This window comes from Spiroplasma sp. DGKH1 (assembly GCF_040940205.1).
GTDB lineage: Bacteria > Bacillota_I > Bacilli_A > Mycoplasmatales > Mycoplasmataceae > Spiroplasma.
The window spans coordinates 1-26215 of record NZ_JASTWG010000009.1 but is presented as its reverse complement, the minus strand read 5'-3'; the positions used below and the strand labels follow the sequence as shown (position 1 = coordinate 26215).

The following is a 26215-nucleotide window of genomic DNA, read 5'->3' as shown; positions in this document are numbered from 1 at the left end:
ATTACCTCTTTTCTAAAATTATCATAGCACCAAATATAATTTTTTAAAAATGTTAATAAATTTAACGAATATATTCATTTAGTAATATAATTATTATTGTAAAAATACAGAAAAGAGGTAGAAAAATGAATGTGCTAGAGTTAATAATGCAGAACATTGAAAAATATCAAAAAAATGTTCGAATTATTTTTCCTGAAGGAGCTTCCGAGCGGATTCAGGAAGTAGTACCAAAGTTCCAAAATACAAAAATTACACCGGTTCTTGTCTTTCAAAGACGGGATGAAGTTCCACAAACCTTACTGGACAAAGGTGCTGAAATTCTTGTAATTGAAGAACAAAATACTGATGAGTTAGCAAACTTCTTAGTAGAAATTAGAAAAGGGAAAACTTCAATTGCCGAAGCAACTAGATTAGTAAAACAACGTAATTATTTTGCAACAATTTGAGTAAAAATGGGGAAAGCTGACGGAATGGTTGGTGGAATTTCTTATGATACAAAAGATATTATTCGCCCGGCTTTACAAATTATCCGTCCCAAGGCAAATGTGAGTTTAGTTTCTTCATTTTTTTTAATGGTTCGTAATACAGAACGTTATATTTTTACGGATTGTGCTTTAAATATTAATCCAAGTGCCGAAGAATTAGCTGACATTGCGCATTTAGGATATGAAGCATCCCAAATTTTTGATTTTAAAGATCCTAAAATGGCCTTATTATCGTATTCAACAAAAGGATCAGGAGCTGGTGATTCAGTTGATAAAGTGCGAACTGCTTATGAAATTATTCGGAGCCGTAACATTGACTGCTTAGTTGACGGTGAATTTCAATTTGATGCGGCGTGAGATGATGAAATAAGAAAGAAAAAAGCACCAACTTCACCAATTAAATCACGAGCTGATATTTTTGTGTTTCCTAACCTAGATGCGGGAAACATTGGCTATAAAATTGCCCAACGAATGGGGGGCTTTAAAGCAGTTGGACCAATTATTATTGGGTTGGATAAACCAGTGAATGACTTGTCACGGGGAGCAACTGCTGATGATATTTATAACACGGTGTTAGTGACTGCGTATTCATATGTTTGCAGTCAAAAATAAGAAAGGAAAAAGAAAAAAATGATATTAGTGATCAATGCTGGAAGTAGTTCAATGAAATTTCAATTATATAAAGTAAACGGGGAGAATAATTACGAAGTTATTTGTAAAGGTTTAGCCGAACGAATTTATTTAGACGGGGTTTTTACAATTAAATTTAATGGTCAAGAATTTGAAACCAAAGAAGATTTAAAAGACCATGAAGCAACAGCAAAAGTATTAATTAATAAATTAGAAGAACATGGAATTATTAAGGATTTTTCTGATATTACCGGAATTGGACACCGAATTGTGCACGGGGGTGAAAAATTTACGCAATCAACGGTTATTAGCGATGAAGTTTTTGCGGAAATTAAAAAAATGGTTATTTTAGCACCCTTACATAATCCACCCGCAATTTCAGCAATCGAAGCGTTCCGAAAAATTGCAAATGTTCCCAATGTGGCAGTGTTTGATACTTCATTCCATACCACCATGCCAGTTGAAAATTATTTATATTCAGGACCATATGAATGATATACTGACTACCAAGTTCGTCGCTATGGATTCCATGGAATTTCATATCGCTACATTACAAAAAGATTGGCAACAATTTTAAATAAACCAAGTGATAAAGTCAATGCCATTATTTGTCACTTAGGAAACGGGGCAAGTATTTGTGCTGTTAAAAATGGCCAAAGTTATAATACTTCAATGGGAATTACACCCTTAGAAGGATTAATTATGGGAACTCGGAGTGGTGATATTGACCCTTCAATTCCAAGTTATATTGCCAGCCAAACTGGCGAAGATATTGCTGCTATTACCAATACCTTAAATAAAAAATCTGGATTATTAGGAATTTCAGGAGTTTCTTCTGATTTACGCGATGTGGTTGGAAGTGCGGAAAGTAATCCTCGTAGCAAACTAGCTTTAAAAATGAGTGCTAAAAGAATTGCAAAATATATTGTGGCATATTTAAATGAACTAGGAGGAAACGCCGATGCGATTGTGTTCACCGCGGGGATTGGCGAAAATTCCGCGGTAATGCGTAATTTAGTTGCCAATGAAGTTAAGTTAATTAACTTTGACTTAGTTAAAGAACACAATGAACAAGGTTATGACTCAGAAAACTTAATTTCGGGAGCCAATGCGACAGTTCCTGTTTATGCCATCCGGACAAACGAAGAAATTATGATTTGTGAAGATACTTACCACTTAACACAAAAATAATCACTTTTAAAAGTGATTATTTTTTATTTTAAGTTAAAATATAAATGGATAAGAAAGTGAGGTATCCTCCATGCCAAAAGTATTAGAACAAAAATTAAAATTAAATAATGGAACCCAAATTCCAATTATTGGGTTAGGAACATATAAATTAACTGATGAACAAGAAACCTATCAGGCGGTATTAACCGCGTTAAAAAATGGTTATCGTCATTTAGATACCGCCCAATATTATGGCAACGAAGTTATCATTGGGAAAGCAATTAAAGATAGTGGGGTTCCCCGCGCAGAAATTTTTATCACTAGCAAAATTTGAAATAGTGACCATGATTATGAAAAGGCGTTGAAACAAGTTGACGAAATATTAGAACGTTTACAACTTGATTATTTAGATCTATGCTTAATTCATTGACCAACCCCCAAACGCTTAGAATGTTACCGGGCATTAGAAGAACAATATCAAGCTGGTAAATTAAAAGCGATTGGGGTAAGTAACTTTGAAGTTAGTCATTTAGAAGAACTATTACAACATTGTAAAGTAAAACCAATGGTTAACCAAATTGAACTGCACCCGGGACTAAATAATAGTGAAGTATTAGCATACTGTCGTAGTCACCAAATTGTCGTGGAATCATGAAGCACAATGATGCAAGGTAAAGCTAGTGAAGTTCCAGTTATTGTTGAAATTGCTAAAAAACATAATAAAAATGTTGGGCAAGTGTGCTTAAAATGAGCAATTCAACAAGAAATTGTGGTCTTACCAAAATCAAGTCATGAAGAACGGATTATTTCCAATGCGCAATTAGATAATTTTTGGTTAGATGATAGTGATATGTATAGTTTATTTACTATCCCAGAACAACGCCTGGGACCAGATCCTAATAATTTTGATTTTTAAGTTATTTCTGAGATTATTATTAATCTCACCATCAACAAAAGGACTGATTATTTAGAATGAAAAAAATTTTAGCAGTAATTACTGCCATTTCGTTAGTAGCAACCCCTAGTTTTTATCTAGTTAGTTGTCAACGGGGCGCCCAAACCTATTTACCAAATGAGGATAATAGTTTAACCCCCGATATTAACCAGTTTTTAACAGGTTATCATTTAGTCGAAGTTGCAGAAGGTGACTATCTAGCCCACCATACTACGGGGGATGATTCAATTTTTTCAATGTTTAATGGTATCAATGAATTTCATAGCTTATTCCCAACTGTCAATCTCCAATATGATAATTCTACTAAGGTCGATAACTTTGATATTAATAGCAATGTTTTATTTAAGATCTATTTAGCACCAAGGAAAGATAAACTACCTTCTTTATCACAGATTGCTAGTTTTATGCAATTATTCCCGCTGCTAAAAAATAGTACTAATTATACTTATAGTAGTGGACAGGTGACAATCCCACAAATTAACCTTGCTGGAGAAACATCAACCATTACTTTGTATTACAAGACAATTAATTTAAATAGTGATGATTTTTGGAACTGAGAAATTAACAAAGATTTAAATGATTATTTTGTTAATATTTTAGAAACCCAAAAGTACTTAAAGATTAAACAAAATAGTTCCAATGATGATGTTTTAAAAACATGGCTCAGTGATGTTTATAATAATCCCGGAGCATTAGCGCCTGTTCATTTAAGTAATATTACAGCAATTAAAAATATTGATGATTTTTTTCAGTATTTAGTCCGTGGAAAATTAACCCTTACTTTTAGTAATTTATTCACATCGATTCCTAATTATAGTGATGTGATGGAAGTTATTTTTACGAATAAAATTGGGGAATTTAAGTGAACTTTACGATCAAAATATTTAATTGTTTAACTAAAAAACCTATCAGTAATGATAGGTTTTTTAATTCCAAATATTTATTAAAAAATCGAACCAGTTCGGTTTCAATTAACAATTAAATGTTTACCATTTTCAATTTCTTCCTGTTTATCGGGTAATTTTTCAATTAACATACTAACAAGGATATCACTAATAATTAGTTGAGAAATTTTACTGGAAATAATGGGAAAATAAGCTGATTCATCATAATGCACATAATAATATAGCACAAAGTTTGGTTGTAGTGTTTTGCCTAAATCTTGGCGCGCTGTAATTAATAAAGTTTGGCAGTTGTTATGCTGGGCAATTTTAATGAGTTCAATAATTTCCCGGGTTAATCCGGATGTTGAAAATAAGATAAATAATTCATTTTCTTTAAAAGAATTTAAAAATAAGATTTGGCCATGAAAATCTTGGGAAGTATGCGAATTTAATCCGAGTCTTCGCAGATTATTGTTCATTTCACTGGCCACCATGCCTCCCGAACCAACCCCATAAATAAAGATTCGTTTTGATTTAAGAATGCAATGAATAACACTATTGAGTTCAGCGGGATCAAGGTTATTAATTGTTTCAAAAATTGAATACATATTAAAATTCTTAATTTTTTGGATCAACTTTGGTAGTTTTCCCCCGTTTTCAATACTAAAGTTATTTTTAATTTGCTTATTTTTTTCATAAATAAATAATTTAAACTCTTTAAAAGTTTTGTAACCGAGTTTTTTTGCTAACCGCGAAATCGTTGATGTTGCCACCCCCAGTTCTTGACTAATGGTTGTAATTGAATTTTTAATAAAATAATTTGGATTTTTGTTAATTTCTTTTGCGATATGTTCTTCCGAATAAGTCAGGTCATAAGAACTTAATATTATAATCGGAATCATTGTCCTCTCCCCCTCTAATATAAGAGTTTACTATAAAATTTACATAAAATTTACATTAGTTGGTAAAATTTACAAATTATCCTCCTAAAATTGAAACAATTTTTTATCAAATTACAATTAAGGTAGCATATTAAACAATATAGCTTAGAAAGGCGAGATAGATGATGAAATTATTTAATAAAAAATTAATTAATTATACTGACCAACCGGTTAGTGATTGACAAACAGGAGTCCATTTGGGCTCACAATTACTAATCAACCATGGTTATGTTACTCCAGACTTTCCAACGAAAGTTATTAAAATTACTGATGAACTTGGACCGTATTATGTAATTGCTCCGCAGTTAGCACTACTGCATATTAATGTTGATCCGGCAATATTAAAAACCGGAATTAGTTTTACTTATTTTAAAAACCCCATCATTTTTAAAGATGAACCAAAATATCATGTTAATTTTTGTTTAGCTTTAGCAGCTGTGGATGGTAATAGCCACATGGGATTGTTACAAGCAGTTGCCACGCTTTTTACTAACCAACAATTTTTGCAAGAGTTAAAAAATTGTTCTTCGCAAAAAGAACTGGTCAAAATTATTAAGAAATATGATAAATAGAGGAGGAAGAAAAAAATGGAATTATTGTTAACCCAGACAACGGGGGAATTTGTCTTAAACTTTTTTAAACAATTTATTGGAACTCCCGCAATTTTAATTGGGTTGTTTGCCCTCGTCGGTTGTTTATTGCAACGCAAAAAATTTACTGAAACAATTTCAGCCACCATCAAAACGACAATTGGATTTTTAATTATTGGTGGGGGTGCTGGAATTTTAGCCGGTGCGGTTGGAAAATTAGGAAATGCCTTTAATTTATTATTTGGAATTAACGGGGCAATTTCAAACAATGATGTGATGCCAGGAATTTTTTTAAGCCAAATTCCTCGGATTGTGTTAGCCGGATCATTAATTATGATTTGTGCAATGGCTCTAAATATTTTATTAGCAAGGATTACTGCTTATAAATACATTTATTTGACTGGCCATGTTTTATTTTATATGTCAGTGATGTGAGCGGGAGTTTTAAATATTGCTGGCTTAAATCTGGATGAAGATTTACCAATTATCATCGTAACTGGGGCGTTATTAATGTCATTATGGATGATTATTTCACCAGCGCTCTTAAATTCGCATGTTGTTAAAATTACAAAATCTAATACTCTTGCGGTTGGTCATACTGGATCATTATCATATTTATTTGCCGCATGGATTGGAATAGTTGTGGCGAAACTAAGTCGCAAAACAATTAAATCCACTGAAGATATTAATTTCCCCAAAGGACTAAGTTTTTTAAGAAATACGAATATTGCAATTGCAATTACAATGTTTGTTTTATACCTAGTAATTTATTTCACCGCGTGAGGGGTTAAAGGTTATGATGCCTTAGTAGCTAAAAATATTATTAGTAGCGGTGATGATGTTTTTGTACAAGGAATGTTACAAGCCTTTACCTTTGCGGCCGGAGTAGAAGTCTTATTAATTGGGGTTCGTATGTTTATCGCGGAAATTGTTCCTTCTTTCAAAGGAATTTCAGATAAAGTTGTCCCCAATGCTAAACCAGCGTTAGATTGTCCAACGGTCTTTCCCTATGCTCCCAATGCTGTTCTAATTGGTTTTATTTCTTCATTTGTTGGGGGAATTATTGGGATGGTGATTACCATTGCAATTGTTCATAGTATTGGTGGTCAAGATCCTAGCAAAATTGGGTGAGCAATTATTATCCCTAGTATTGTGCCGCACTTCTTTGTCGGAGCAACGGCTGGTGTCTTTGGCAATGCCCGCGGGGGAATTATTGGGGCAATTTTAGGAGCATTTCTAAATGGACTATTAATTACCTTTATTCCGTTCTTATTCTTTGGGTTAAGTTATATGCATACCTTACATAATAGTGATGGTAGTTTAAACATGTTAACTTGAGGAGATAGTGACTTCTTATGGGGCTTACCATTTGCCGCCATTGGCCAAGCGGTTAGTCATCCAACTGCTCAGTGGTTATTACCAGTGATTGCTTGTGTAGGATGACTAGTGTTCCCGATTATTAATGGGGTTAAAAAACTATTAAATAAAAATCCTCAATTAGCAACTTTAGAACTAACAGAATCAAACAATAATGAAGAACAACCTAATTTGGAACTACCTGTTAGTCCTAGATTAATAGCGGGGGCAAAAAATAAATTAATTGCTGTTTGTGGCCAAGGGTTAGGTTCTTCTTTATTGATTGAAATGAATATCAAGTCCGTAGTTGATGAATTAAAAATTAAAAATATTGAAGTTAGTCATACCAATGTCAATTCCTTTGATGCCAATGATAACAAAATATTAGCTGTTGTTTGTGGGAATGATTTAAAAGATTCAATTAAATTTACCAATAAATTGGTGCTAGATAATTTATTAGATAAAAATGAATTAAAAGGGAAACTGCAAGCGTTTTTTCAAGATAATGAAACATAATTATCAAATTACACCATCAATTTATTGTGCTAATACCGCTGATTTAAAAACAGAGATTGAAAAATTAATGGCGGCGGGGATTACTTGAATTCATTTTGATGTAATGGATGGCCATTTTGTACAAAATTATGCCTTAGGACCAAAAGAACTCACCGATATTAAAGCAATGTTTCCGAGTTTAACAATTGATGTTCATGTGATGGCTAATGATTTACTAAATAAAGTTAAATTATTTACCAAGGGTGATTATTTAACTTTCCATTTGCAAAGTGTTAACTCATCAGCAGAACTCACAGCCTTAATTAAGGAAATTAAAAGTTATAATTTAAAGGTAGGAATTGCTCTTGATTTACCTGATGAGATTAATGATATCAAACCTTTTTTAAAGGATATTGATTTAATTACTTTTATGAGTATTAAACCAGGTTTTACGGGGCAAAGTTTTGACAACTCAACTTGGACAAAGTTAGCCCAGATTAAAACTTTCCAAGCTGAGTATCCCCATCTTTTCTTTCAAATTGATGGGGGGGTACGGTGAGAAAATCTTGCGCGGTTAATTACAACCGGTCTTGATTTAATTGTCGTTGGTTCATTATTATTTAGTAGTGATGACTATCAAGCAGTAATGCAAAAAATTGCCGTGCTTAATTAAAAAAAGTACTAACATTTTGTTAGTACTTTTTATAAATTATGTTATTTTTATTTTCGTTTGTAATTTAAGCCAACACTGTTTTTTACTTGGGTTAATTTTTTTGCAGCAATGGTACGCGCTTTATTAGCTCCGGTGGTGATTAATTCATCAATTTGATCACTGTTCATAATGGCATGGTATTTTTCTTGAATCGGTTGTAAAGTTTTAATAATTTCCGTTGCCACTGCTTCTTTAAATGCTCCGTAGTCGAAATTTTGGAGTTCACTAACTGCTTGTTCAATGGTAATGTTTTTCAAAGCGGCATAGATTGTTAGTAAATTACTAACCCCCGGTTTATTTTCAACATCATAACGAATAACACCTTCTGAGTCGGTAACAGCACTTTTAATTTTTTTTCTAATTTCTTCGGGTGTATCAAGCATCCCAATGTATGATTTTGGATTATTACTTGATTTACTCATTTTTTTGCTTGGATCTTGTAAGTCCATAATTTTGCTACCTACTTCGGGAATAAAATCATCGGGAATTTTAAATAAGTTAGGGTTATATTTATTGTTCATTCGTTCCGCAATGTTTCTTGTTAACTCAATATGTTGTTTTTGATCTTTTCCTACTGGCACTAAATCAGCATCGTATAATAGAATATCAGCAGCCATTAACGCGGGATAAGTCAATAATCCAGTTGGAATGTATTCTGTGCCGTTTTCCGCTTTCATTTTTACTGATTTATCCTTAAACTGAGTCATCCGTGAAAGTTCCCCAATTGTAGTGTTACATAATAAGATGTGTCCTAACTGGGTATGTTCTAAAACATCTGATTGGATAAAAATAATTGATTTCTCGGGATCTAATCCACAAGCATAGTATAAAGCAACCATTGTTTTTGTATTGGCGCGTAATTCTTCTTGGTCAATCGGAATTGTAATTGCATGTAAATTAGCCACAAAAATAATTAAGTTATTATCTTTTTGTAGTTCAATAAAATTTTTCATTGCGCCAATATAATTTCCCAAGGTTAATTTTCCAGTCGCGGTGATTCCGGATAAGATTGTTGGTTTTTCATTATTCATGATGTGTCCTCCTTTATTTTTTTATTTGTTATTTAATCATATCATTAAATAATTATCAATTATAACTCAAAGTTTGATTTTTTTCCTTTATTTTTGGGATTTTTTCTCAGTTAATATTTTTATTTTAGATAAAGATTTCTTTTTTTGGTTAATCTATATTATAATTAATATTAATTAGAAAAAATAGAAAGTATTTAGAACTATGGGAAAATTGCTTACTTGAAATATTGATATATTTAAAGCGATGCATTTATATGAGGGAAAAGTAGCCCAAGCAGTGCTCTGAATTCCGTTTTTATTTTTTGCGGTGGGGGTTATTTTTGCTTCCAAATACATGTCCGAATATCTAGTAGCCTGAACAGCCCGAAAAAAAATTAAACAATCAGTGGCGGGAGCCTTAATTTTAGCAACCGTTACTTCGTTACCCGAAACAACAATTGCCTTGACAATGGGAGCGTCTGGATTTCCTCAGCAATCTTTTGCCAATACAATTGGGGGAAATTCGTACTATCTATTTTTATTTGCACTTATTAGTTTGATTTTTATTCGTCGTCAGTCCTTTATTCGGGTAAATAAATGAAATCGTATTTTATTAATGATTGGGTTAAGTTTCTCTTGCATATTATTTTTAACTTTTATTCCTCAGCATTTTACGGTAGAAAGTTTAAACGCCCTTCGTTTTTTAGCTTATACCATTCCGGGAATTAATATCTCATGAGTCTTATTACTATTTGCGCTATCTTATATTTTAACAATCTTTTTCTTTTTACGACAAAATAAAAAAGAACCAGTTACCTATGATAAAAACTTAATTGCCCAGTATGATGAAGAAGATGAAACCACCGAAAAAGAATTAAAAAATCATTTAACAATAAAACAATTATTAATTTTCTTTATTGTTGCCATTGTTGTGTTAGTCAGTTTTTCATTTTGCTTATCATTAATTATGGGCGTGGTACCCCATACTTATCATATTCCCGAAACTTCGGCCGGTGGATTGTTACTATCGTTTGTAACCAACATGCCAGAAACAATTTCAACTTTTACGCTGCTAAAAATGGGAAAAAATAACATTGCCTTTGGGGGGTTAGTTGGTTCAATTTTATATAATAATGTTATTAACTTTTTTGGTGATATTGCTTTTCAAGGGGACGGTGTTTTAAACCATATTATTTCACATGATCAAGATTATTTACAGTACTTTATGTTAACTTTAATGCAGTTTGTCTTAATTGTTTTAACGCGCTTAACTATTCAACGTCAGGTTGTTCGCCACCGAAAAATATATATCTTTTTAAATTTAATTATTATTTTAATTTTTATTAGTATTTGGGCAGTCAACCTAACGGTAATTGCGGCAATTACGCCGTTACCCTAATACCATTAATTAGTAAATTCCTTAAAAAATTTAAGGTTTTTTATGAAATTTTTATTAACTTATTATTTTTTTAATGTTATAATACCCGTAAATGTAGAAATTATTACTACATTTAGAAGCATTAGAATAAAAATAATTAATTTTTTTGATTGTTAAAGGAAGATAAGAATCGTTGTTTATTTTTAACAATTAAAAACTTTAATTGTAGAAGTGAGAGGTTATTATTGTGTTAGAACTAGTAAGTAATTGCTTAGCGGTGTTTTGAGCAACAGGTGTTAATGTTGAAATCAAGGGTAACTTAAGTTATATTGGAGCTGGAATGGCGGCTATTGGTTGTGCTGGGGCCGGAATTGGACAAGGTTATACTGGGGGGAAAGCAGTTGAAGGTATTGCCCGGAACCCAGAAGCTGGGGACCAAGTTAGAACCTTATTCATTATTGGGAATGCCATTACTGAATCAGGAGCTATTTATGCTTTAGTTATTGCGATTATCTTAGCGTTTGTTGTTGCCTAATAAAAAAGATAGATTATGAAAATCTATCTTTTTTTAACGGTTAAAATCATCACCATGGTGGTTAGTTACAGTTTGTCGTTGTTGCTCATAAGCCGCCTTTCTTTTGGCAAAATATTCTTTGCGTTGGGCATAATTTCACACGCGAATTATTTTATGAAAATTACTTAGATCATAAGGGCTACTATTTAAGATTTGCTGGTGTTCATTTTTAAGACTGGCTTTATATAAACTTGCCTCTATTTCTGTAGCGGGCAATTCTTGATTTTCGGGAGCTTCAGTTAAAATTTTGAGAACTTTTGTGGTGGTTAAATTTTTTTGTTGTAATTTTTTTAATTTTGCAGTTAAATTTTTTCGTGAATCTTTGGGAAGTTTTTTAACATTCCATGCTGAACTTAGTTGGGGAATCGTACAAGTTGTTGCTACGTTAGTTTGAAAAATCTTTTCGCGTAGCATCATCATTTGTGAACCATAACATATTCAAAAATTATCTCATATGTTTTTGATTAAAGAACCTTCTTGTTTAGTTGCAACATCTTCTTCATTCAAAGCAAATAATAATTTATGAATACTATTATGAATTGCATTATTAACACCTTGTCCTGCATAAATTCGTGTTAAAGTAGCAATTTCATAGAATAAAGTATCAAATCTTCAATTTGCTAACAAATTATCGTTTTCTCATATACTTTCGTATTTTTCAACTAAAGTTTTTTCATCAACATCAATGAAATCTGCTCCCAAATCTTTGACTGTCCGGTCAATCATCAACACTGAATTGACCATTTCTAAACTAATTGGATTATTTTGCTTGGCAACTAAAAATCCATCTTGCTTTCCTTGAATATTTGAAAGTTGAAAGCCAAAAGGACTATTAAAAGAGTAATTATTAAGGGGTAGCAGTAAATTTTCTCATCCACTGGCTTTGATTTCATTAATAATCTTTTGTAATTCAATTCTAATGATGTTTTCTCCTAAGGTAAAATTTAATTTTGTTTGGTGATATGAAAAGTTTAAAAATTCATTTAAAATGATGTGCGTGATAAGATAGGGGGCATTTTCAATATCAAATTTTTTTAAAACAGGTTCTTGGGCACTAGTTATTTTGGCTGTTGTCATTTTTTTCTTTTCTTGCATTGGCCGGGCCATTTTTGAACCAGTACAAAATTTGATTTGAATAATAATTGCCTCTTTATATTTTTCAAATTCTTCATCAAAAGTTTGTTGTTCTAATTTTTCAATAATTAAAGGTCAATTAATTTGTGGCATTGTATCAATGTCAACATAAAAACCACCAAATTCTTTAAGAAGGTTGTATCGTAAACGATCAGAAAGAACTGAGGGTAGTTGGCGGAGATACATATCTTTAAAAAAGCCTTGTAAAGTTTCAATTTCCATAAATTTTAAACCTGAAGCACTGATATCTTTAATATATTCTTCTTCTTGGGAATGAATTAGATTAAGTTCACCTACTAAGAGAGATAATTCTTTTTCATTATTAACAATTATTTCATTTAATGTGGCTGGGTTATCAATTATTTTTTTATCTAATAAAAATTGGATTGCTAGTTGATTAAATGATTTTTCGGGATTCTTTAAATAATAGTTATTATAAAATTCATTTTGGAGCAAAATAATTTTAATAGGATTATTATTTGCAAATTCAATTAAATGTTTTTTAAAAACATTTAGTAAACAACTATTAGGATCTGTTCATAACATAATGTTATAGTCAGGGTTTAGATAAGTCCAAATTTTTATATAACTTGTTTGTTCAGCGGTTAGGGGTCCAAACCAGATAAAATGAATATTTTTTTCTGATGGGCTTAGTGATATTCTTTCTGTACTTAATTTTTCTAGTTCTGCAAAAAGTTGTTGGGTCTCAGGTTGGACCCTCCCAGCGGTAATAACTAGAAATTGCAAAATTTTTAAATAATCAAGATGATCAGCTTTTGAGATGTTAGCATTAAAAAAATTTTCAAACAAGAGAGCAAATTTTGCTAGATTAGGATCGTTCATAAAATAGTTTTTAATTTTTTCAAGGTCTTTATCATTTAACATAAAGTATTCTCCTTTTTAAATTAAAAAATATTTTAGTAATATAAAATTTAATTATTAAGTTATTTTTGTAAAATATGATGATAAATTTTATATTTAATAATTAATTCTGACATTTTAAATGTTCACAAATAATAATATAGCATATCAACTAAGTCAAAATTTTGTGAATTTTTAAATATTATCTTTGTTTAATTTATTTAAAAATTAGTAAAAACTACATTTTTTTGCCTTCGTAGGTTTACATTTTAAGTTCAAGTAATATAATAAAGTAGTAAATATTTATAATTAAATGGTTAGGAAAAAGGAGATATACAAATGTCAAAAATTGAAAAAATTTACGCTCGTGAAGTTTTAGACTCACGGGGAAATCCAACAGTTCAAGTTGAAGTATGAACTGAGTTTGGTGGTTATGGATCAGCGATGGTTCCTTCAGGAGCATCAACAGGTAGCCGTGAAGCCTTAGAATTACGTGATGGGGACAAATCACGTTACCAAGGGAAAGGTGTTTTAGCAGCTGTTAATAATGTTAACACTAAAATTGCCGATGCAATTGTTGGGCTAGAAGTTACCGACCAAGTTGCAATTGATAATATCATGATTACTTTAGATGGAACTGATTTCAAAAAAAACTTAGGAGCTAACGCAATGTTAGGAGTTTCTATGGCCGTTGCCAAAGCAGCAGCTAGTGAATTAGAAATCCCACTATACCGTTATTTAGGTGGGGTTAATGCTAAAAAATTACCAGTTCCAATGTTAAATATTATTAACGGAGGAGAACATGCTGATAGTGCAATTGACTTCCAAGAATTTATGATTATGCCAGTGGGAGCCCCAACTTTACGTGAAGCATTAAGATGATCAGCAGAAATCTTCCACACTTTGAAAAAAATCTTACATGATAAAGGTGACATTACCGCAGTTGGTGATGAAGGGGGATTTGCTCCACACTTTAACTGAGCTTATGAAAACCAAAATTTAGATACTTTTAAAGCCCATACTCCTGCTGAAGTAGCATTAGACTTAATTGTTGAAGCTATTCAACAAGCAGGATACAAACCAGGTGAAAATGGGGTAATGATTGCAATGGACTGTGCTTCATCAGAATTATACTTTGATGACAAAAAATACCACTTTAAAAAAATTGAAAAAGTAACCGGGCAAGAATGAGCAATGACTACTGAAGAAATGGTTGCTTATTTAGATAAATTAGTTGATAAATACCCAATTATTTCAATTGAAGATGGATTAGCGGAAGCTGACTGGGATGGTTTCCAATTACAAGTGAAAACAATGGGTCACAAAATCCAAATTGTCGGAGATGACTTATTTGTAACTAATCCAAAAATTACTGCTGAAGGAATCGCTAAAAATGCAGCTAACTCAGTATTAATTAAATTAAACCAAATTGGAACAGTTACTGAAACTATTGATACAATTCAATTAGCACAAAAAGCAGGATGAACAGCAGTTGTATCACACCGTTCAGGAGAAACCGAAGATACTACAATTGCTGACTTAGCGGTTGCTTTAAATACCGGACAAATCAAAACTGGAAGTATGTCAAGAAGTGACCGTATTGCAAAATATAACCGTTTATTAGCAATTGAAGATGAATTAGGCCAAGCAGCTGAATATGATGGTATTAAAACTTTCTACAATTTAAAAAAACATGTTGAAAGTTTTAAATAATATTTAATTTCCAACATCTAAGAATTTTCTTAGATGTTTTTATTATTTTTTCTTCAAATATTTTAATTTCTTTGGTTACTTTATCTTTTAAAGTCGTTGTTTTTTATATATAATTGGAATATTCCAAAAAAGAAAAGGCAGGTTTAAAAATCCATGATGATTCATCCCTTGGTAAAAGAAATTTTAATATCAGAAGAGCAAATTGACCGCCGTTGTGCAGAGTTAGGAGCGGAAATTAGTGCGTATTATTCGCAACCAGAACATAAGTTAAAAGATAATACAATTTTATGTTTAGGATTATTAAAAGGCTGCATTCCGTTTATGGCAAAATTTATTCGCCATTTAACAATTGAATGTGAGACCGAATATATGGTGGTATCCTCATATTTTGGTGGGGTTAAGGGTAATGGGGCGCCCAAAATTGTTCTTGATTTACCAATTCCCATTGATCAACGCGATATTTTATTAGTTGAAGATATTATTGATAGTGGGAAAACCATTAAAATGATTAAAGATTATTTAATTTTAAAAGGCGCGAAATCGGTTAAAGTTGTTACTTTATTAGATAAAAAAGCCGGACGGGAAGTAGACTTGGTACCGGACTGATTTGGTTTTGATGTTCCCCATGCGTTTTTAATTGGGTTTGGCCTAGATTATGAAGAACGCTTACGTAATTTACCCTATGTGGCAATTGCTGATACTGACAAAATTAAAACTTGAAAGTGGTAAAATAATGTAGGAGATTAAATTAATGAAAAAGATCACAACAAGAATGATTACAATTAATGGTATTATTATTTCCATTTTTTTGTTGTTTTGTCTTGTTCCATCCCTTGGTTATATTAATGTCGGGGCTGTTAAATTAACGTTAATGCATATTTTATTTATTATTGGAACATATGCCTTATATTTAACGGTTAATGTTAATTTAATTGTAGCCGGAGTTATTTACGGGTTAGTTTTTGGGTTAACTTCGTTAGTCCAAGAACTATTATACCCTGGGCCAACCGCCTTTATTTTTATTAATCCCTTGTTTTCAATTGTTCCCCGGGTTTTAATGGGCTTCTGTGTGGGAGCAATTGCCTATGGTTTTAATAAAGTTAGTGATTGTGTGGAAGCAAAAATTTATCATAATGATTATGTTCATTTAACATGGTTTAAGAAGCACTATTTAAAAACTTTTAATTTAATAATTGCCTTTAGTACTTCGTCATTCAATACCTTATTTGTGTTAGTTTTTATGTATTTTATTGGCCCTTTGGTATACCCTGAACCTGAACACGCTGCTTTTTTTAAGGCCTTTACCTGAATTATTTTAGCAACTAATTATTTACCAGAAACAATTTTAGTAATTTTAATCTTTCCCCCCGTAGCATATGCGCTTCGAAAGTTGTATAGTTAAAAATATAAGAGGAGATGATTTGTTTGAATACAACTAACCAACAAAATGATACTTTAGCAAAAGTAGTAATTTTTATTTTATTAATTCCCTTATCATACTTATGGTTTATTATTACATGACCACTTGGATATTTGCTAGCGCGTTTTCGCACTCCCGAAGAGTTAAATAATGAACTAAAAAGAAACTATTGAGAATGAGCAGTAATCATCTTAATTATTCTCTTGTGAATTTTTGCCTCACTGTTTATTGCATTATTCTTTTTAATTTATTCGGGAGTTAAGTTTTTTATGAATGGCCAAAATGCAGTAATTTCCCTAGCTAGTTTTTTTGGACTAGTATGAGTAATTGAGTTTTTCCAAAAAATGCTACGCGTAAAACCCTAAATAAATAAAAATAAGATAAAATATTAATTATGATAAAGAAAGAAGGAAACCTTATGACAAAGAAAATTACAATTCTTGGTGACTCGTTAACTTATGGGTATTTACCGATGGGGGAAGGGAAAATGGCAGTTGGCGATAACTGACCAAGTAAATTAGCTGATTTATTAGCTCAAGAATATCAACCAGTTAATATTGAAATTAGAACTGATTCGCAACCAGGGCGAACAATTGTGAAGCCCTTAGTTGATTTTGGTTTTCCCCAAGATAATGCAATGGATAACTTACGTGCTTTATATGGTAAAACCTCACCCTTTGATTTATTTATTATTTTTTTAGGGACAAATGATTATTTTGGTTATGATGCGTATGCTAAATATAATAACTTGCATGATTTTAATATTGAAGAAAAAATTGTTACGAGTTTACATGATATTATCAAGGGAATGAAAAATTTGTATGTTGATAATTATGAAGAACCAGATTACAAGGTGTTAGTAATTTGTCCTCCGAAAGCAATTACTTTAAATGATGGGGAGTTACTAACTAGTTTACCAGATGCTTATGAAAACTATTTTAGTAAATATAACATTCCGGTTTTAAACCTGCAAGCAGTTGCTAATCCCGGGGCTGAAGACCAGGTAAAATATGATGGGGTTCATTATACTCCCACGGAAACACCAGCTGTTGCCCAAGCCATTTTTGATATTATTACTAACCAAGACTTATTAAGATTAAATAAATAACTAATATTAACTTTATTAACAAGCATTATCACGTTAAAAGAAATGAGGTTATGTTAATGATAATAGGGATTTATGGTTATATTGGTAGTGGCAAAACAACTGCTAGTCAATATTTAGTTGAAAAGTATCAATTTCAATATATTAATGCTGATCTTATTGCTAAAGAATGTATGCAAAATCCAGTTGTAATAAACTATTTACGTAAAAAATATAATAATGTTGTTAATGAAAATAATCAAATTAATAAAGAGATCTTACGTGATATTATTTTTAACAATCAGTTAGATAATCATGATTTAAACGCGGTTGTATGGCCCTTAGTTGAAAATCAAACCCTGCAATTATTAAAACAGTACCATGATAGTAATGTTATTATCGAAGCAATAACCCTGAATGCTTTTAAAATTAAGTTTGATTATAAAATTTTTATTACTGCTCCTAAAAAAGTTTTATACACTCGTGTTTCAGCGCGTGATGGAAAAAGTAAAAACCAAACAAAAAATATTATTAAAATTCAAAAGCAATTATTTGGGAAAAATCCGCATAAGATTACAATTCATACCACGAATGAAAAAGAAATATTGTATAATAAATTAGATAAGGTCATGACGAAAATTTTAAAGGAGTCTTAAGATAACAATGCACCGGTTTTTTGCAACAAGGTTAGTTGATAATCAATTTTATTTGGAAAATGCTGATTTACATCAAATTAAAAATGTTTTACGATTAAAAAATAACGCGCAAATTATTTGCATTTATCAACAGCACCATTATTTAGCGACAATTACCTATCTTAATAACCAACAACTAGTAATTACCAAAATTAGTGAATTAGGGCAAAACCATGATCCCCAAGTTAAAATTACCTTAGTTGCTGGGTTAATTCGCAGCCATAAATGGGATTTAATGTTGCAAAAAGTAACTGAATTAGGGGTTAGCCAAATTGTTCCTTTTGAATTTAAACGTTGTGTTGTCCACCTTGCCAACGAAAATAATGCTAGTAAAATTAAACGGTGAGAAAAAATTTGTAAAGAAGCAAGTGAGCAATCGTATCGGAATTCAATTCCCACAATTGCTAATATTAGTAATAATCTCACAACTTTGCAATCATATTTAAGTGATGTAAATATTGTTTGTTATGAAAATGAAAATTTTGTGAATTCTTTGTCAACGGTTTTAACGCAAGACTATCATTCCATTACTGTCATTGTTGGTCCAGAGGGTGGGTTTGACCCTGGCGAAATTAAAGAACTCCAAGCAATGGGGTATCAAAGTGTCTCGTTAGGGCCACGAATTTTACGAGCAGAAACTGCACCAATCTTTTTATTATCTGCTATTATATATGAGAAAGAACTTTAAAATAGGGGGAAAAAATGAAAGCAATTACCATCAAATCATTAGTTAGTATTGCAAATATAGTATTATATTCAGCTTTATTGGTTATTTTTTTAATTTTAGGAATGCAAAAATGGGATGTTAGTGCCAATACGGGTTATAAAATTACCTATGTGTTAATTGGTTTTGCGATCGCAATTTTTGTGCTATACCATGTGGTGCGCGCGCATGAAATTAAAAAAACAACCTTTCAATTTACTAGAAAACATACTTTATTTATGTATATTTTCTATATTACCCAATATTTTATTTTTGGGTTTACATTATTTTATACAATTTTAGGAAACACTCATGTTTTAACTCCCAAGGGAATTTGTATTTTTTGGTATGTGTGGTTCCCAATTGTTTTTGTGGCAACCATCGCCGTGTCTGTCTTGGAATCAATTGTTCGGGTTGAAGAAAAAATCTTCTTAGTCAAAGAAAAATGAAAAGCTTCGGAAGAATGAGAAAAAGAACAGTTAGAATTAAAAAATAAAAAAAATCCTCCCCTTGTTGAAAATAACTCTTCTGCGGATTCAAAACCAATTAATCCGTTCCTAGAGGATGACAAACCAGAATAATAGGTTATAATTATTAACATATGAAGCATTAAAGTGCCACATCTTGAGAAGGAGTTTCGATATGAAGAAAATATTAGCAATGTTAGGAGCGATTTCAATTGCAACAATTAGTGCAACCTCAGTTGTTGCTTGTGTTCCACCTGGAGGTGGGGGTTCCAGCCCAGTTGCCTCAGGAATTGATTTGAGTAAGTTAACTTATGATCAAGTAACCAAAGATGGAAAACTTAATTTAACTTACAACGGTGTTTATGGGCAAGATGCTGATCCTGATTTTGTTCGGGGATTAGAAGCGGCAATTCAAGCCATTTATAGTAATTATTTTGACTGATCACAAGTTGAAGTTAACATATCAGCTCCTGTTCTTGTTGATAAAATCCTTAATTTAACAGATGCAACAGTTAACTTTAAAGCAAAACCGAATGTGAGTGGTTTTACCGGTCAAGTTGAATGAAAGGATGTTAACTTACAACCTTATTTAGAAGAATGGCTACCTGCTAGTCGCCAAGTGGTTGAAGTTGCTGAAGCGGATAAGGGTGATCTGGCTAAATTAAAAACAGCTGCTACGAAACAACTTTTTGGACCCAATGCTCTGGATACTTATTTTGATACTGCTGGTTTAACCGGTGCGCTTGACCCTAATGATGCTACTAAATATATTGTGAAAATCAACGGAACTTCACAATTCTTCAATGCCAAAAGTATTAATGATAAGATTACGTTTAAGATTAAAACTACCGCTTAATTATTAATAACTAAAGCATAAAAACATTTTGTTAAAATGTTTTTTTCTTTCTCTTAGGAAGATTTAAAATACTTTTTTGTGATTTTGATAAATATAGCATAGAATAATAGATAAGAGGTGAAATTATGTTAAGATTTGGGATTATTGGTACTGGTAATATTGCTACTGAATTTATTGATGCTGCTCGGCAAATTAAAGATATTGAGTTAAGTTGTCTTTATTCACGCAGTATGGAAAAAGCCAAGATTTTCTCTTTAAAAAATAACTTGCAAGTGCGGATGACAACTACTTTTGAAGATATGTTAGATCATATTGATGCAATTTATATTGCATCTCCCAACGGGTTACACTACCAACAAGCTAAATACTTTTTACAACAACAAAAACATGTTTTTTTAGAAAAACCGCTCGCTTTTAGTGCTCAGGAAGCCCACGATTTAGAACAAGTTGCTCTCGTAAATAATGTTATTTTAATGGAAGCTTTTAAGCCAATTCATTTACCAGAATATGAAGTTTTAAGTGAAAATGTTAATAAAATTAAGCCTTTTATTGCCAGTTTTCATTGAAACAAATATTCAAGTCGGATGAAAGAAGTTTTAATTGATGAATATCATTCAGTTTTTGACGAAAATCTTGGGAAGGGTTCTTTATATGATGCTTTAATATACCCTGTGGAGTTAGCAATTGCCTTATTTGGAAAAGTAAAAGAAGTTAAAGCAATGAGTCATAAGTTAAAAAACAATGTTGATATTAATAACGTCGTAATTATGCGACATGAAAATGATATTATTACTAATATTGTTTGTTCTAAAGCGGCCACGGGGGTTAGTAAAAGCGAAATTTTAAGTTATGATTACACGATTACATTTGATCATTTAACAATGCTAAGTAATTTAGCAATTTATGATCGTTTTCAAGATGAAACAACACAGTTATTTACTGAAGAGGGAAATAAAAACAAAATAGTCTATGAATTAAAGAAATTTATCAATATAATTAAAGTAAATGATATTAACGAAATGCGACGATTATTAGATTTAACAATTGAAGCAATTAGAGTTTTAGAATTAGTTAATATTAACGAATAACATAAGGAGGAAATGTGATGGAGTTAAATAAATATATTGACCATACTTTGTTAAAACCAGAAGCAACAATGGAGGATATTATTAAATTATGTACTGAAGCAAAAGAATATGATTTTGCCTCAGTTTGTGTTAATCCCACAAATGTTAGTTTAGCAGCAAGTTTATTACGAGATAGTGATGTGAAGGTTTGTACAGTAGTTGGGTTTCCATTAGGAGCAAATACTACCGCGGTTAAAACGTTTGAAATTAATGATGCTATTAATAACGGGGCAGATGAAATTGATATGGTAATGAATATTGGGGCTTTTAAATCAAAAGACTATGCCCTAGTTTTAAATGATATTACTGCTTGTAAAAAAGCAACCGGTGATCGCATTTTAAAAGTTATCATTGAAATTAGTTTATTATCTGATGAAGAAATTGTCAAAGCTTGTCAATTAGCAATGGAAGCGCAAGCTGATTTTGTTAAAACTTCAACTGGATTTAATAAAAGTGGTGCTACTGTCGAAGCGGTGCGCTTAATGAAAAAAACAGTTGGTGATAACTACCAAGTGAAAGCCGCGGGCGGGGTGCGAACAAAAGAAGATGCTATCAATATGATTGAAGCAGGAGCAACCAGAATCGGAACTAGCGGGGGAGTGGCAATTGTTAGAGGAGAAAGCCACCAAACTGGATATTAATTTATTGAAAAAGAAAGCCGCTTTGGCTTTTTTTGTATTATAATGGTAAAGAAAAATAGAGAGAAGGGGAAAAATGTATATTCTAGATAATGGTCAATTAACCGCCCAAGTTAGCAAAGATCCATTTGAACTAGTATCATTAAAAAAAGGCAATAAAGAATATGTTTATCAAAAAGATAATGTATGAAAAAAATCATGACCAATTTGTTTTCCAATTACCGGTAAATTAATTAATAATCAATATCGTTATAATGGTCAAACTTATTCAATGAATGGTCATGGTTTTTTTCGTAGTATTACTAATTGAGAAGTTGTTGAGTATTCATCAACAATTTTGACAGTGCGCTATGAAAGCACTGATGAGATTCAAGACCAGTATCCATTTAAATTTATTTTATATGTTACATATGAGTTAGTAGGTAATAAGTTACTTAATAAAGTTAATATTGTTAATAGTGGGAGTGAAAAATTACCTTACAATTTTGGGTGACATCCCGCCTTTATCTGTGATGATCATTTAGGAAAAGTAATTTTCGACCGGCCACAAACTTTAACCCATGTGCCACTAGATAATTTTTTAACGGCGGACTCACCAACCGAAAACATTAATGAAATCTTTTTAGATAAGTATGATTTTTCAAAATCACAATGTTATGCCTTATTTAACCAGTCAACTGATCATATTTTAGTAGTTGATCCGAACCGGGTTATTAAGATTCGTACCACTGGTTATCCAAATGTTGTTATTTGAAAATGTAATGATGAGGCGAAATTTATTTGTGTGGAACCATGGGATGGTCACCAGGATGTTGTTAATTATGAAAATACACCGCTGGATGAAAAACCATGGATTAATCTCTTGCGGAAAAATGATAACCAAGAGTATTTATTAGAAGTTGAAATTGCAAAATAACCAGGTTTTTCCTAGTTATTTTTAATTTTTAAACATAAAAATTATTTTTTAAAAAGTGTCTTTTTTTCTATATTTTATATACATTTTATAAAAAATAATGTAAAATAACATAAACCTACGAAATATAAGGTTTAAATTAGAAGAGGTGGAAAATTATGTCAAAAAAAGAATTAGCAGAATTACTAGCTGGAGAATTTAATACATCAAAAGCCGATGGTGAAAGAATGGTTAATTTCATTTTTGAAAAAATTTCAAATACTTTAACTAAAGGACAAGAAGTATCAATTGCTGGATTTGGAAAGTTTTCAATTTCTGAAAGGGCAGCTAGAGATGGAAGAAACCCAGCAACTGGGCAAACTATCAAAATTCCTGCATCTAAAGCAGCTAAATTTAAAGCAGCTAAACAATTAAAAGATGCATTAAACTAATTTAATTTGAATATAATTACAAACAATGTTAAATAGTTTATTTAACAAAGGTAGTATCAATAAGTGAAGATTCTTACTGGATCATTACAAGTTAATAAATTTATCAGAAGAACAGTTAGTGTTAATCATGTTGATTATGAACTGTTCTTCTTCTGATAAAAGATTTATTACCCCCTTAGAAATAGCTACGCATTCAAATTTTACAGAAGAAAAAGCGAAAACAATGTTAGATCAATTAAAACAACAAGGTTTTATTAATATTAAAATGAAAAAAAGTGGTTTAGAAATGGATTTGTCACCAATTTTTAATAAAATTATTATTATCATTGAAAACAATGAAATGAATGTGGAACGGAAGTTCTTATATCAACAAATTAATAATATTTTAGCCAAACCATTAACAGATGATAATAAAAAAACCTTAAATAAATATTTAGACCGCGAAATTTCTGATTTTCAACTGACATTAATTATTAATAATCATCAAAATAATAAAATTACTTTTCATGAGTTAGTAAAATACATTGATGCTTATATTAATAATAAGCCAAAATCATTAACTAAATATAACTGATTAACCGATTAAGAATATGGATAAAATCTAACAACGATGGATAAGATATTGATAATTCATAGCCCTTATCTTCAAAATATTGCAGTGGAATCTGTTTGGTAGTGTTCATTACTATTCAATTGTTTAAGGCGTGATATGGCAATAAAAAATAACGGTCATAATAGCGAAAATAAACAATAATAAAACTTATACCTTTGTGCAAGTTAACAAGTTCTAGTTGTTTAAATTGATGTTGCTTTAAAGAATTTAAATTAAATTTTGTTTGATTAGTTTCTTTTGTTTCAAATTCTAAATACGTACCTTGATATAAACCATAATAGTCACATGTTGATTTTTCTTTAAAATAAGCCTTACTAATGTGGTTGCCATTTTTCACAACCGGAATAATCTCCACGGGTCGTTTATAGATGATGGCGAGGTTACGCTTGCGATAATCATTAATGGTATAATTAATGAGTTCTTCCAAAAACATCCCCCGGTTATTTGGTAAAATCATGACACCAGTCCTTTCTTCAATTGATATTTAACATTTAAAACAGATGTTTCCTTTAAAAGAGGTGATAAAAAATGAAAAGTATAAAATTAAAAGCCGTTGATATTGTTAATAAGGAGTTTCAAGTTGACTACCAGGGTTATGACCCCCAAGAAGTTGATTTATTTCTAGATATGATCGCCACGGATTATCGAGTTTTTGAAAATATGGCTGAAGAGTATAATAAAGAAATTAAATATTTACGACAACAACTAACTGATTTACAAGAGAAAAATGAAGTTCTCAAAGCTAAATTAGATGTTACAAAAGCCCAAAAAGCAAAATTAGAAGAAGAAGGATTTAGTAAAGCAGATTTAATTAAAAGAATTCATAATTTAGAAGGAAAAATTAATAACGATTAGTTATTAATTTTTATTTTTTTTCTGCGTTTATCCCATTTTTTCTTTAAAAATTAGTATAATTAAATAGCTAGAAAAAATATGTGGTAGGTTATGAAAACCGTGTGGAAGTTATTGATAATAATGTGTGGTTATCAAACAAGAACGAGGTTATTATCTTTAGAAAATTCAATTTTTTATTAAAAAAATTAAAATGTAACTTATCAATTATCACCAAGGAGGTCACAGATGAAAAAACTTCGTATTAAGAAAAATAATAATTTATTAATTAATTTTAATTGTAAAGATTACTCTAATTCGGCCGTTGCTAATGATAACTGTGAAATCAACCAGAATTTAATTGATAATTTTGCCAATTACCAAGATATTATGAAAGTAATTGTTAACATTACGGATTGATTTTTTCACCACATTATTTTTAAAACGAAAATTCACCACCAGAAATTTTTGAAATTATGACTAATTGGTCAAAAGTATTTAACAACAAACTTAATGAGTAGTTTTTTGACTCATCCTTATTTAGTCAATTTTAAAGAATTAAAATGGTTAAAATATGATGTAATCCAGTATATTTATCATCACAAGCTAGTTGAAATTGCTGATGAGTATTTAGCTAATAATTTTAAGGTTCTTACTAAATTTAAACTCGAAACAATCAATAACAAAGAAATTAAGTTTATATACCACCATTTTGTTGAAATTTTAGATTATGAACAACGTAAAAATAAGTTAATAAAATTATATCGGAGTAGTTTAAAATCAATTGTGGAACAGCAAACAATTAATCCCAACCAACGCCTAACCAATGCTGATTATGAACATTTTAGTTGGCCAATTATGTTAACCCCAACCCCAGATGTCAATTCTTTCTATAGTAATGATAATAAAACTTATTTTCAAATTATTCGTTCTTTTGCTTACCAAGTGCAAGAGTTAATGTTATTATCAATTGATTTTGATACGTTTAATAAACTCCATCATGAGTTATTAATGATTCAAAACCATAACAAAAAGCATTAATTATTCTAAAACATTTTCTTTGTATTAAAAAAGGTGGTGGGTTCTTTATATTTAATAATTAATCTATTATATTATTAAATTATCAAAATTAATAGTCAAGAGAGTATTTAAAATGCCGACTTAATAAGAATTCTTATTATGTTGGCATTTTTATATAGTAAGGAACCACAAAATATGTGTGCAGAAGAACTTAATGAACAATTAACCCTTAGTGAACTTATTAACTTAAAGATTAAAATAACATATTTTTTATGTAATTATTTTGAAAAGAAAGGACTATTAGTTGGCGATCACTTTTATGAGGACCAAATTAACAGTTTAATTACTCAGCATTTTAAAGAAATCAATCCACTACTTGAGCAACAGTTTGGAGTGCAATATTTAATCTATTGTAAAATGGAAAATTTGCCAAAATAAAAATAGTGATAATATTGAATATCTAAAATAAAATAGACACGTAAAAAATAAGTTTATGTGTAATAATTTTATTGAAAGGTATTCTTTTTAT

Annotated in this window: 30 protein-coding genes; 26 read left to right on the top strand and 4 right to left on the bottom strand. The window is 30.8% G+C overall.

The annotated features are described in order from the left end of the window. Window positions 1-125 precede the first annotated feature (125 nt). From pta to QPK10_RS06510, 4 genes are all read left to right on the top strand, one after another. The gene (gene pta / locus QPK10_RS06525) at window positions 126-1097 is read left to right on the top strand and encodes a phosphate acetyltransferase (protein WP_368487197.1); all 972 of its coding nucleotides are present in this window, start codon (window positions 126-128) and stop codon (window positions 1095-1097) included. Between the two features lie 18 nt (window positions 1098-1115). Then, the gene (locus QPK10_RS06520) at window positions 1116-2306 is read left to right on the top strand and encodes an acetate kinase (protein WP_368487195.1); all 1191 of its coding nucleotides are present in this window, start codon (window positions 1116-1118) and stop codon (window positions 2304-2306) included. Between the two features lie 70 nt (window positions 2307-2376). Next, entirely contained in the window at window positions 2377-3201 is an 825-nt protein-coding gene (locus QPK10_RS06515; RefSeq protein ID WP_368487194.1) for an aldo/keto reductase, read from the top strand. 56 nt (window positions 3202-3257) lie between these two features. Continuing rightward, a complete protein-coding gene (locus QPK10_RS06510) occupies window positions 3258-4136 on the top strand; it encodes a lipoprotein (RefSeq protein WP_368487193.1) in 879 nt (292 codons plus the stop codon). A gap of 47 nt (window positions 4137-4183) precedes the next feature. On the opposite strand, the gene QPK10_RS06505 is transcribed toward QPK10_RS06510, so the two are convergent. Continuing rightward, the gene (locus QPK10_RS06505) at window positions 4184-5026 is read right to left on the bottom strand and encodes a MurR/RpiR family transcriptional regulator (RefSeq protein WP_368487192.1); all 843 of its coding nucleotides are present in this window, start codon (window positions 5024-5026) and stop codon (window positions 4184-4186) included. Between the two features lie 161 nt (window positions 5027-5187). On the opposite strand from QPK10_RS06505, the gene QPK10_RS06500 reads away from it, so the two are divergent. From QPK10_RS06500 to QPK10_RS06490, 3 genes are read left to right on the top strand one after another with little or no spacing between them, the layout of a single operon-like run. Further along, window positions 5188-5637, top strand: coding sequence for a PTS sugar transporter subunit IIA (locus QPK10_RS06500; RefSeq protein ID WP_368487191.1), 450 nt, complete (start codon window positions 5188-5190; stop codon window positions 5635-5637). A gap of 15 nt (window positions 5638-5652) precedes the next feature. Continuing rightward, entirely contained in the window at window positions 5653-7527 is a 1875-nt protein-coding gene (locus QPK10_RS06495; protein ID WP_368487190.1) for a PTS sugar transporter subunit IIC, read from the top strand. After that, a complete protein-coding gene (locus QPK10_RS06490) occupies window positions 7517-8179 on the top strand; it encodes a ribulose-phosphate 3-epimerase (protein WP_368487189.1) in 663 nt (220 codons plus the stop codon). Before QPK10_RS06495 ends, QPK10_RS06490 begins: the two co-directional genes overlap by 11 nt. Before the next feature lie 47 nt (window positions 8180-8226). Here the strand turns inward: QPK10_RS06490 and trpS are convergent, their stop codons facing one another. Beyond that, entirely contained in the window at window positions 8227-9249 is a 1023-nt protein-coding gene (trpS, locus tag QPK10_RS06485; protein WP_368487188.1) for a tryptophan--tRNA ligase, read from the bottom strand. Window positions 9250-9451: 202 nt separating this feature from the next. Here trpS and QPK10_RS06480 point away from each other — a divergent pair, with 202 nt between their 5' ends. Then, window positions 9452-10627: a sodium:calcium antiporter gene (locus tag QPK10_RS06480; protein WP_368487187.1), complete on the top strand. Its 1176-nt coding sequence runs from the start codon at window positions 9452-9454 to the stop codon at window positions 10625-10627. Between the two features lie 226 nt (window positions 10628-10853). After that, window positions 10854-11141: an ATP synthase F0 subunit C gene (gene atpE / locus QPK10_RS06475; RefSeq protein WP_047791728.1), complete on the top strand. Its 288-nt coding sequence runs from the start codon at window positions 10854-10856 to the stop codon at window positions 11139-11141. Window positions 11142-11174: 33 nt separating this feature from the next. On the opposite strand, the gene QPK10_RS06470 is transcribed toward atpE, so the two are convergent. Further along, window positions 11175-13199, bottom strand: a complete 2025-nt coding sequence (locus tag QPK10_RS06470; protein WP_368487186.1) for a TcdA/TcdB catalytic glycosyltransferase domain-containing protein — start codon at window positions 13197-13199, stop codon at window positions 11175-11177. Between the two features lie 315 nt (window positions 13200-13514). Here QPK10_RS06470 and eno point away from each other — a divergent pair, with 315 nt between their 5' ends. The 14 genes from eno (at window position 13515) to QPK10_RS06400 (ending at window position 23808) form a co-directional block, all read left to right on the top strand. Continuing rightward, on the top strand, window positions 13515-14888 hold the full coding sequence (eno, locus tag QPK10_RS06465) for a phosphopyruvate hydratase (protein WP_368487185.1): 1374 nt from the start codon (window positions 13515-13517) through the stop codon (window positions 14886-14888). Between the two features lie 153 nt (window positions 14889-15041). Then, entirely contained in the window at window positions 15042-15617 is a 576-nt protein-coding gene (gene hpt, locus QPK10_RS06460) for a hypoxanthine phosphoribosyltransferase (RefSeq protein WP_368487184.1), read from the top strand. 22 nt (window positions 15618-15639) lie between these two features. Continuing rightward, window positions 15640-16290, top strand: coding sequence for an ECF transporter S component (locus QPK10_RS06455; protein WP_368487183.1), 651 nt, complete (start codon window positions 15640-15642; stop codon window positions 16288-16290). Between the two features lie 23 nt (window positions 16291-16313). Beyond that, window positions 16314-16673: a hypothetical protein gene (locus QPK10_RS06450; protein ID WP_368487182.1), complete on the top strand. Its 360-nt coding sequence runs from the start codon at window positions 16314-16316 to the stop codon at window positions 16671-16673. A gap of 53 nt (window positions 16674-16726) precedes the next feature. After that, window positions 16727-17416 (top strand): GDSL-type esterase/lipase family protein, encoded by a 690-nt coding sequence (locus QPK10_RS06445; RefSeq protein ID WP_368487181.1) that lies wholly within the window; start codon window positions 16727-16729, stop codon window positions 17414-17416. Window positions 17417-17472: 56 nt separating this feature from the next. Next, window positions 17473-18048, top strand: a complete 576-nt coding sequence (coaE, locus tag QPK10_RS06440; protein WP_368487180.1) for a dephospho-CoA kinase — start codon at window positions 17473-17475, stop codon at window positions 18046-18048. 7 nt (window positions 18049-18055) lie between these two features. Continuing rightward, window positions 18056-18775, top strand: a complete 720-nt coding sequence (locus QPK10_RS06435; RefSeq protein WP_368487179.1) for a 16S rRNA (uracil(1498)-N(3))-methyltransferase — start codon at window positions 18056-18058, stop codon at window positions 18773-18775. Between the two features lie 14 nt (window positions 18776-18789). After that, complete coding sequence (locus tag QPK10_RS06430) at window positions 18790-19371, top strand: hypothetical protein (protein WP_368487178.1); 582 nt, start codon at window positions 18790-18792, stop codon at window positions 19369-19371. A gap of 61 nt (window positions 19372-19432) precedes the next feature. After that, entirely contained in the window at window positions 19433-20113 is a 681-nt protein-coding gene (locus tag QPK10_RS06425) for a lipoprotein (RefSeq protein ID WP_368487177.1), read from the top strand. Between the two features lie 125 nt (window positions 20114-20238). Then, entirely contained in the window at window positions 20239-21201 is a 963-nt protein-coding gene (locus QPK10_RS06420) for a Gfo/Idh/MocA family protein (protein ID WP_368487176.1), read from the top strand. Between the two features lie 17 nt (window positions 21202-21218). Then, window positions 21219-21881, top strand: coding sequence for a deoxyribose-phosphate aldolase (gene deoC, locus QPK10_RS06415; RefSeq protein ID WP_368487175.1), 663 nt, complete (start codon window positions 21219-21221; stop codon window positions 21879-21881). A gap of 73 nt (window positions 21882-21954) precedes the next feature. Then, complete coding sequence (locus QPK10_RS06410) at window positions 21955-22794, top strand: aldose epimerase (protein WP_368487174.1); 840 nt, start codon at window positions 21955-21957, stop codon at window positions 22792-22794. A 155-nt stretch (window positions 22795-22949) separates the two neighbouring features. Continuing rightward, window positions 22950-23222, top strand: coding sequence for an HU family DNA-binding protein (locus tag QPK10_RS06405; RefSeq protein WP_025317657.1), 273 nt, complete (start codon window positions 22950-22952; stop codon window positions 23220-23222). 25 nt (window positions 23223-23247) lie between these two features. Then, entirely contained in the window at window positions 23248-23808 is a 561-nt protein-coding gene (locus QPK10_RS06400; RefSeq protein WP_368487173.1) for a DnaD family protein, read from the top strand. Here QPK10_RS06400 and QPK10_RS06395 read toward each other — a convergent pair. Continuing rightward, window positions 23783-24292, bottom strand: coding sequence for a Holliday junction resolvase RecU (locus tag QPK10_RS06395; RefSeq protein ID WP_368487172.1), 510 nt, complete (start codon window positions 24290-24292; stop codon window positions 23783-23785). The two genes, QPK10_RS06400 and QPK10_RS06395, sit on opposite strands and share 26 nt — an antisense overlap. A gap of 71 nt (window positions 24293-24363) precedes the next feature. On the opposite strand from QPK10_RS06395, the gene QPK10_RS06390 reads away from it, so the two are divergent. From QPK10_RS06390 to QPK10_RS06380, 3 genes are all read left to right on the top strand, one after another. Next, complete coding sequence (locus QPK10_RS06390) at window positions 24364-24690, top strand: DivIVA domain-containing protein (RefSeq protein WP_047791712.1); 327 nt, start codon at window positions 24364-24366, stop codon at window positions 24688-24690. A gap of 225 nt (window positions 24691-24915) precedes the next feature. After that, entirely contained in the window at window positions 24916-25707 is a 792-nt protein-coding gene (locus QPK10_RS06385; RefSeq protein WP_368487171.1) for a hypothetical protein, read from the top strand. A 138-nt stretch (window positions 25708-25845) separates the two neighbouring features. After that, window positions 25846-26124 carry a hypothetical protein gene (locus QPK10_RS06380; protein ID WP_368487170.1) on the top strand — a complete coding sequence of 93 codons (279 nt, stop codon included), beginning with the start codon at window positions 25846-25848 and terminating at the stop codon, window positions 26122-26124. Window positions 26125-26215: the final 91 nt, after the last annotated feature.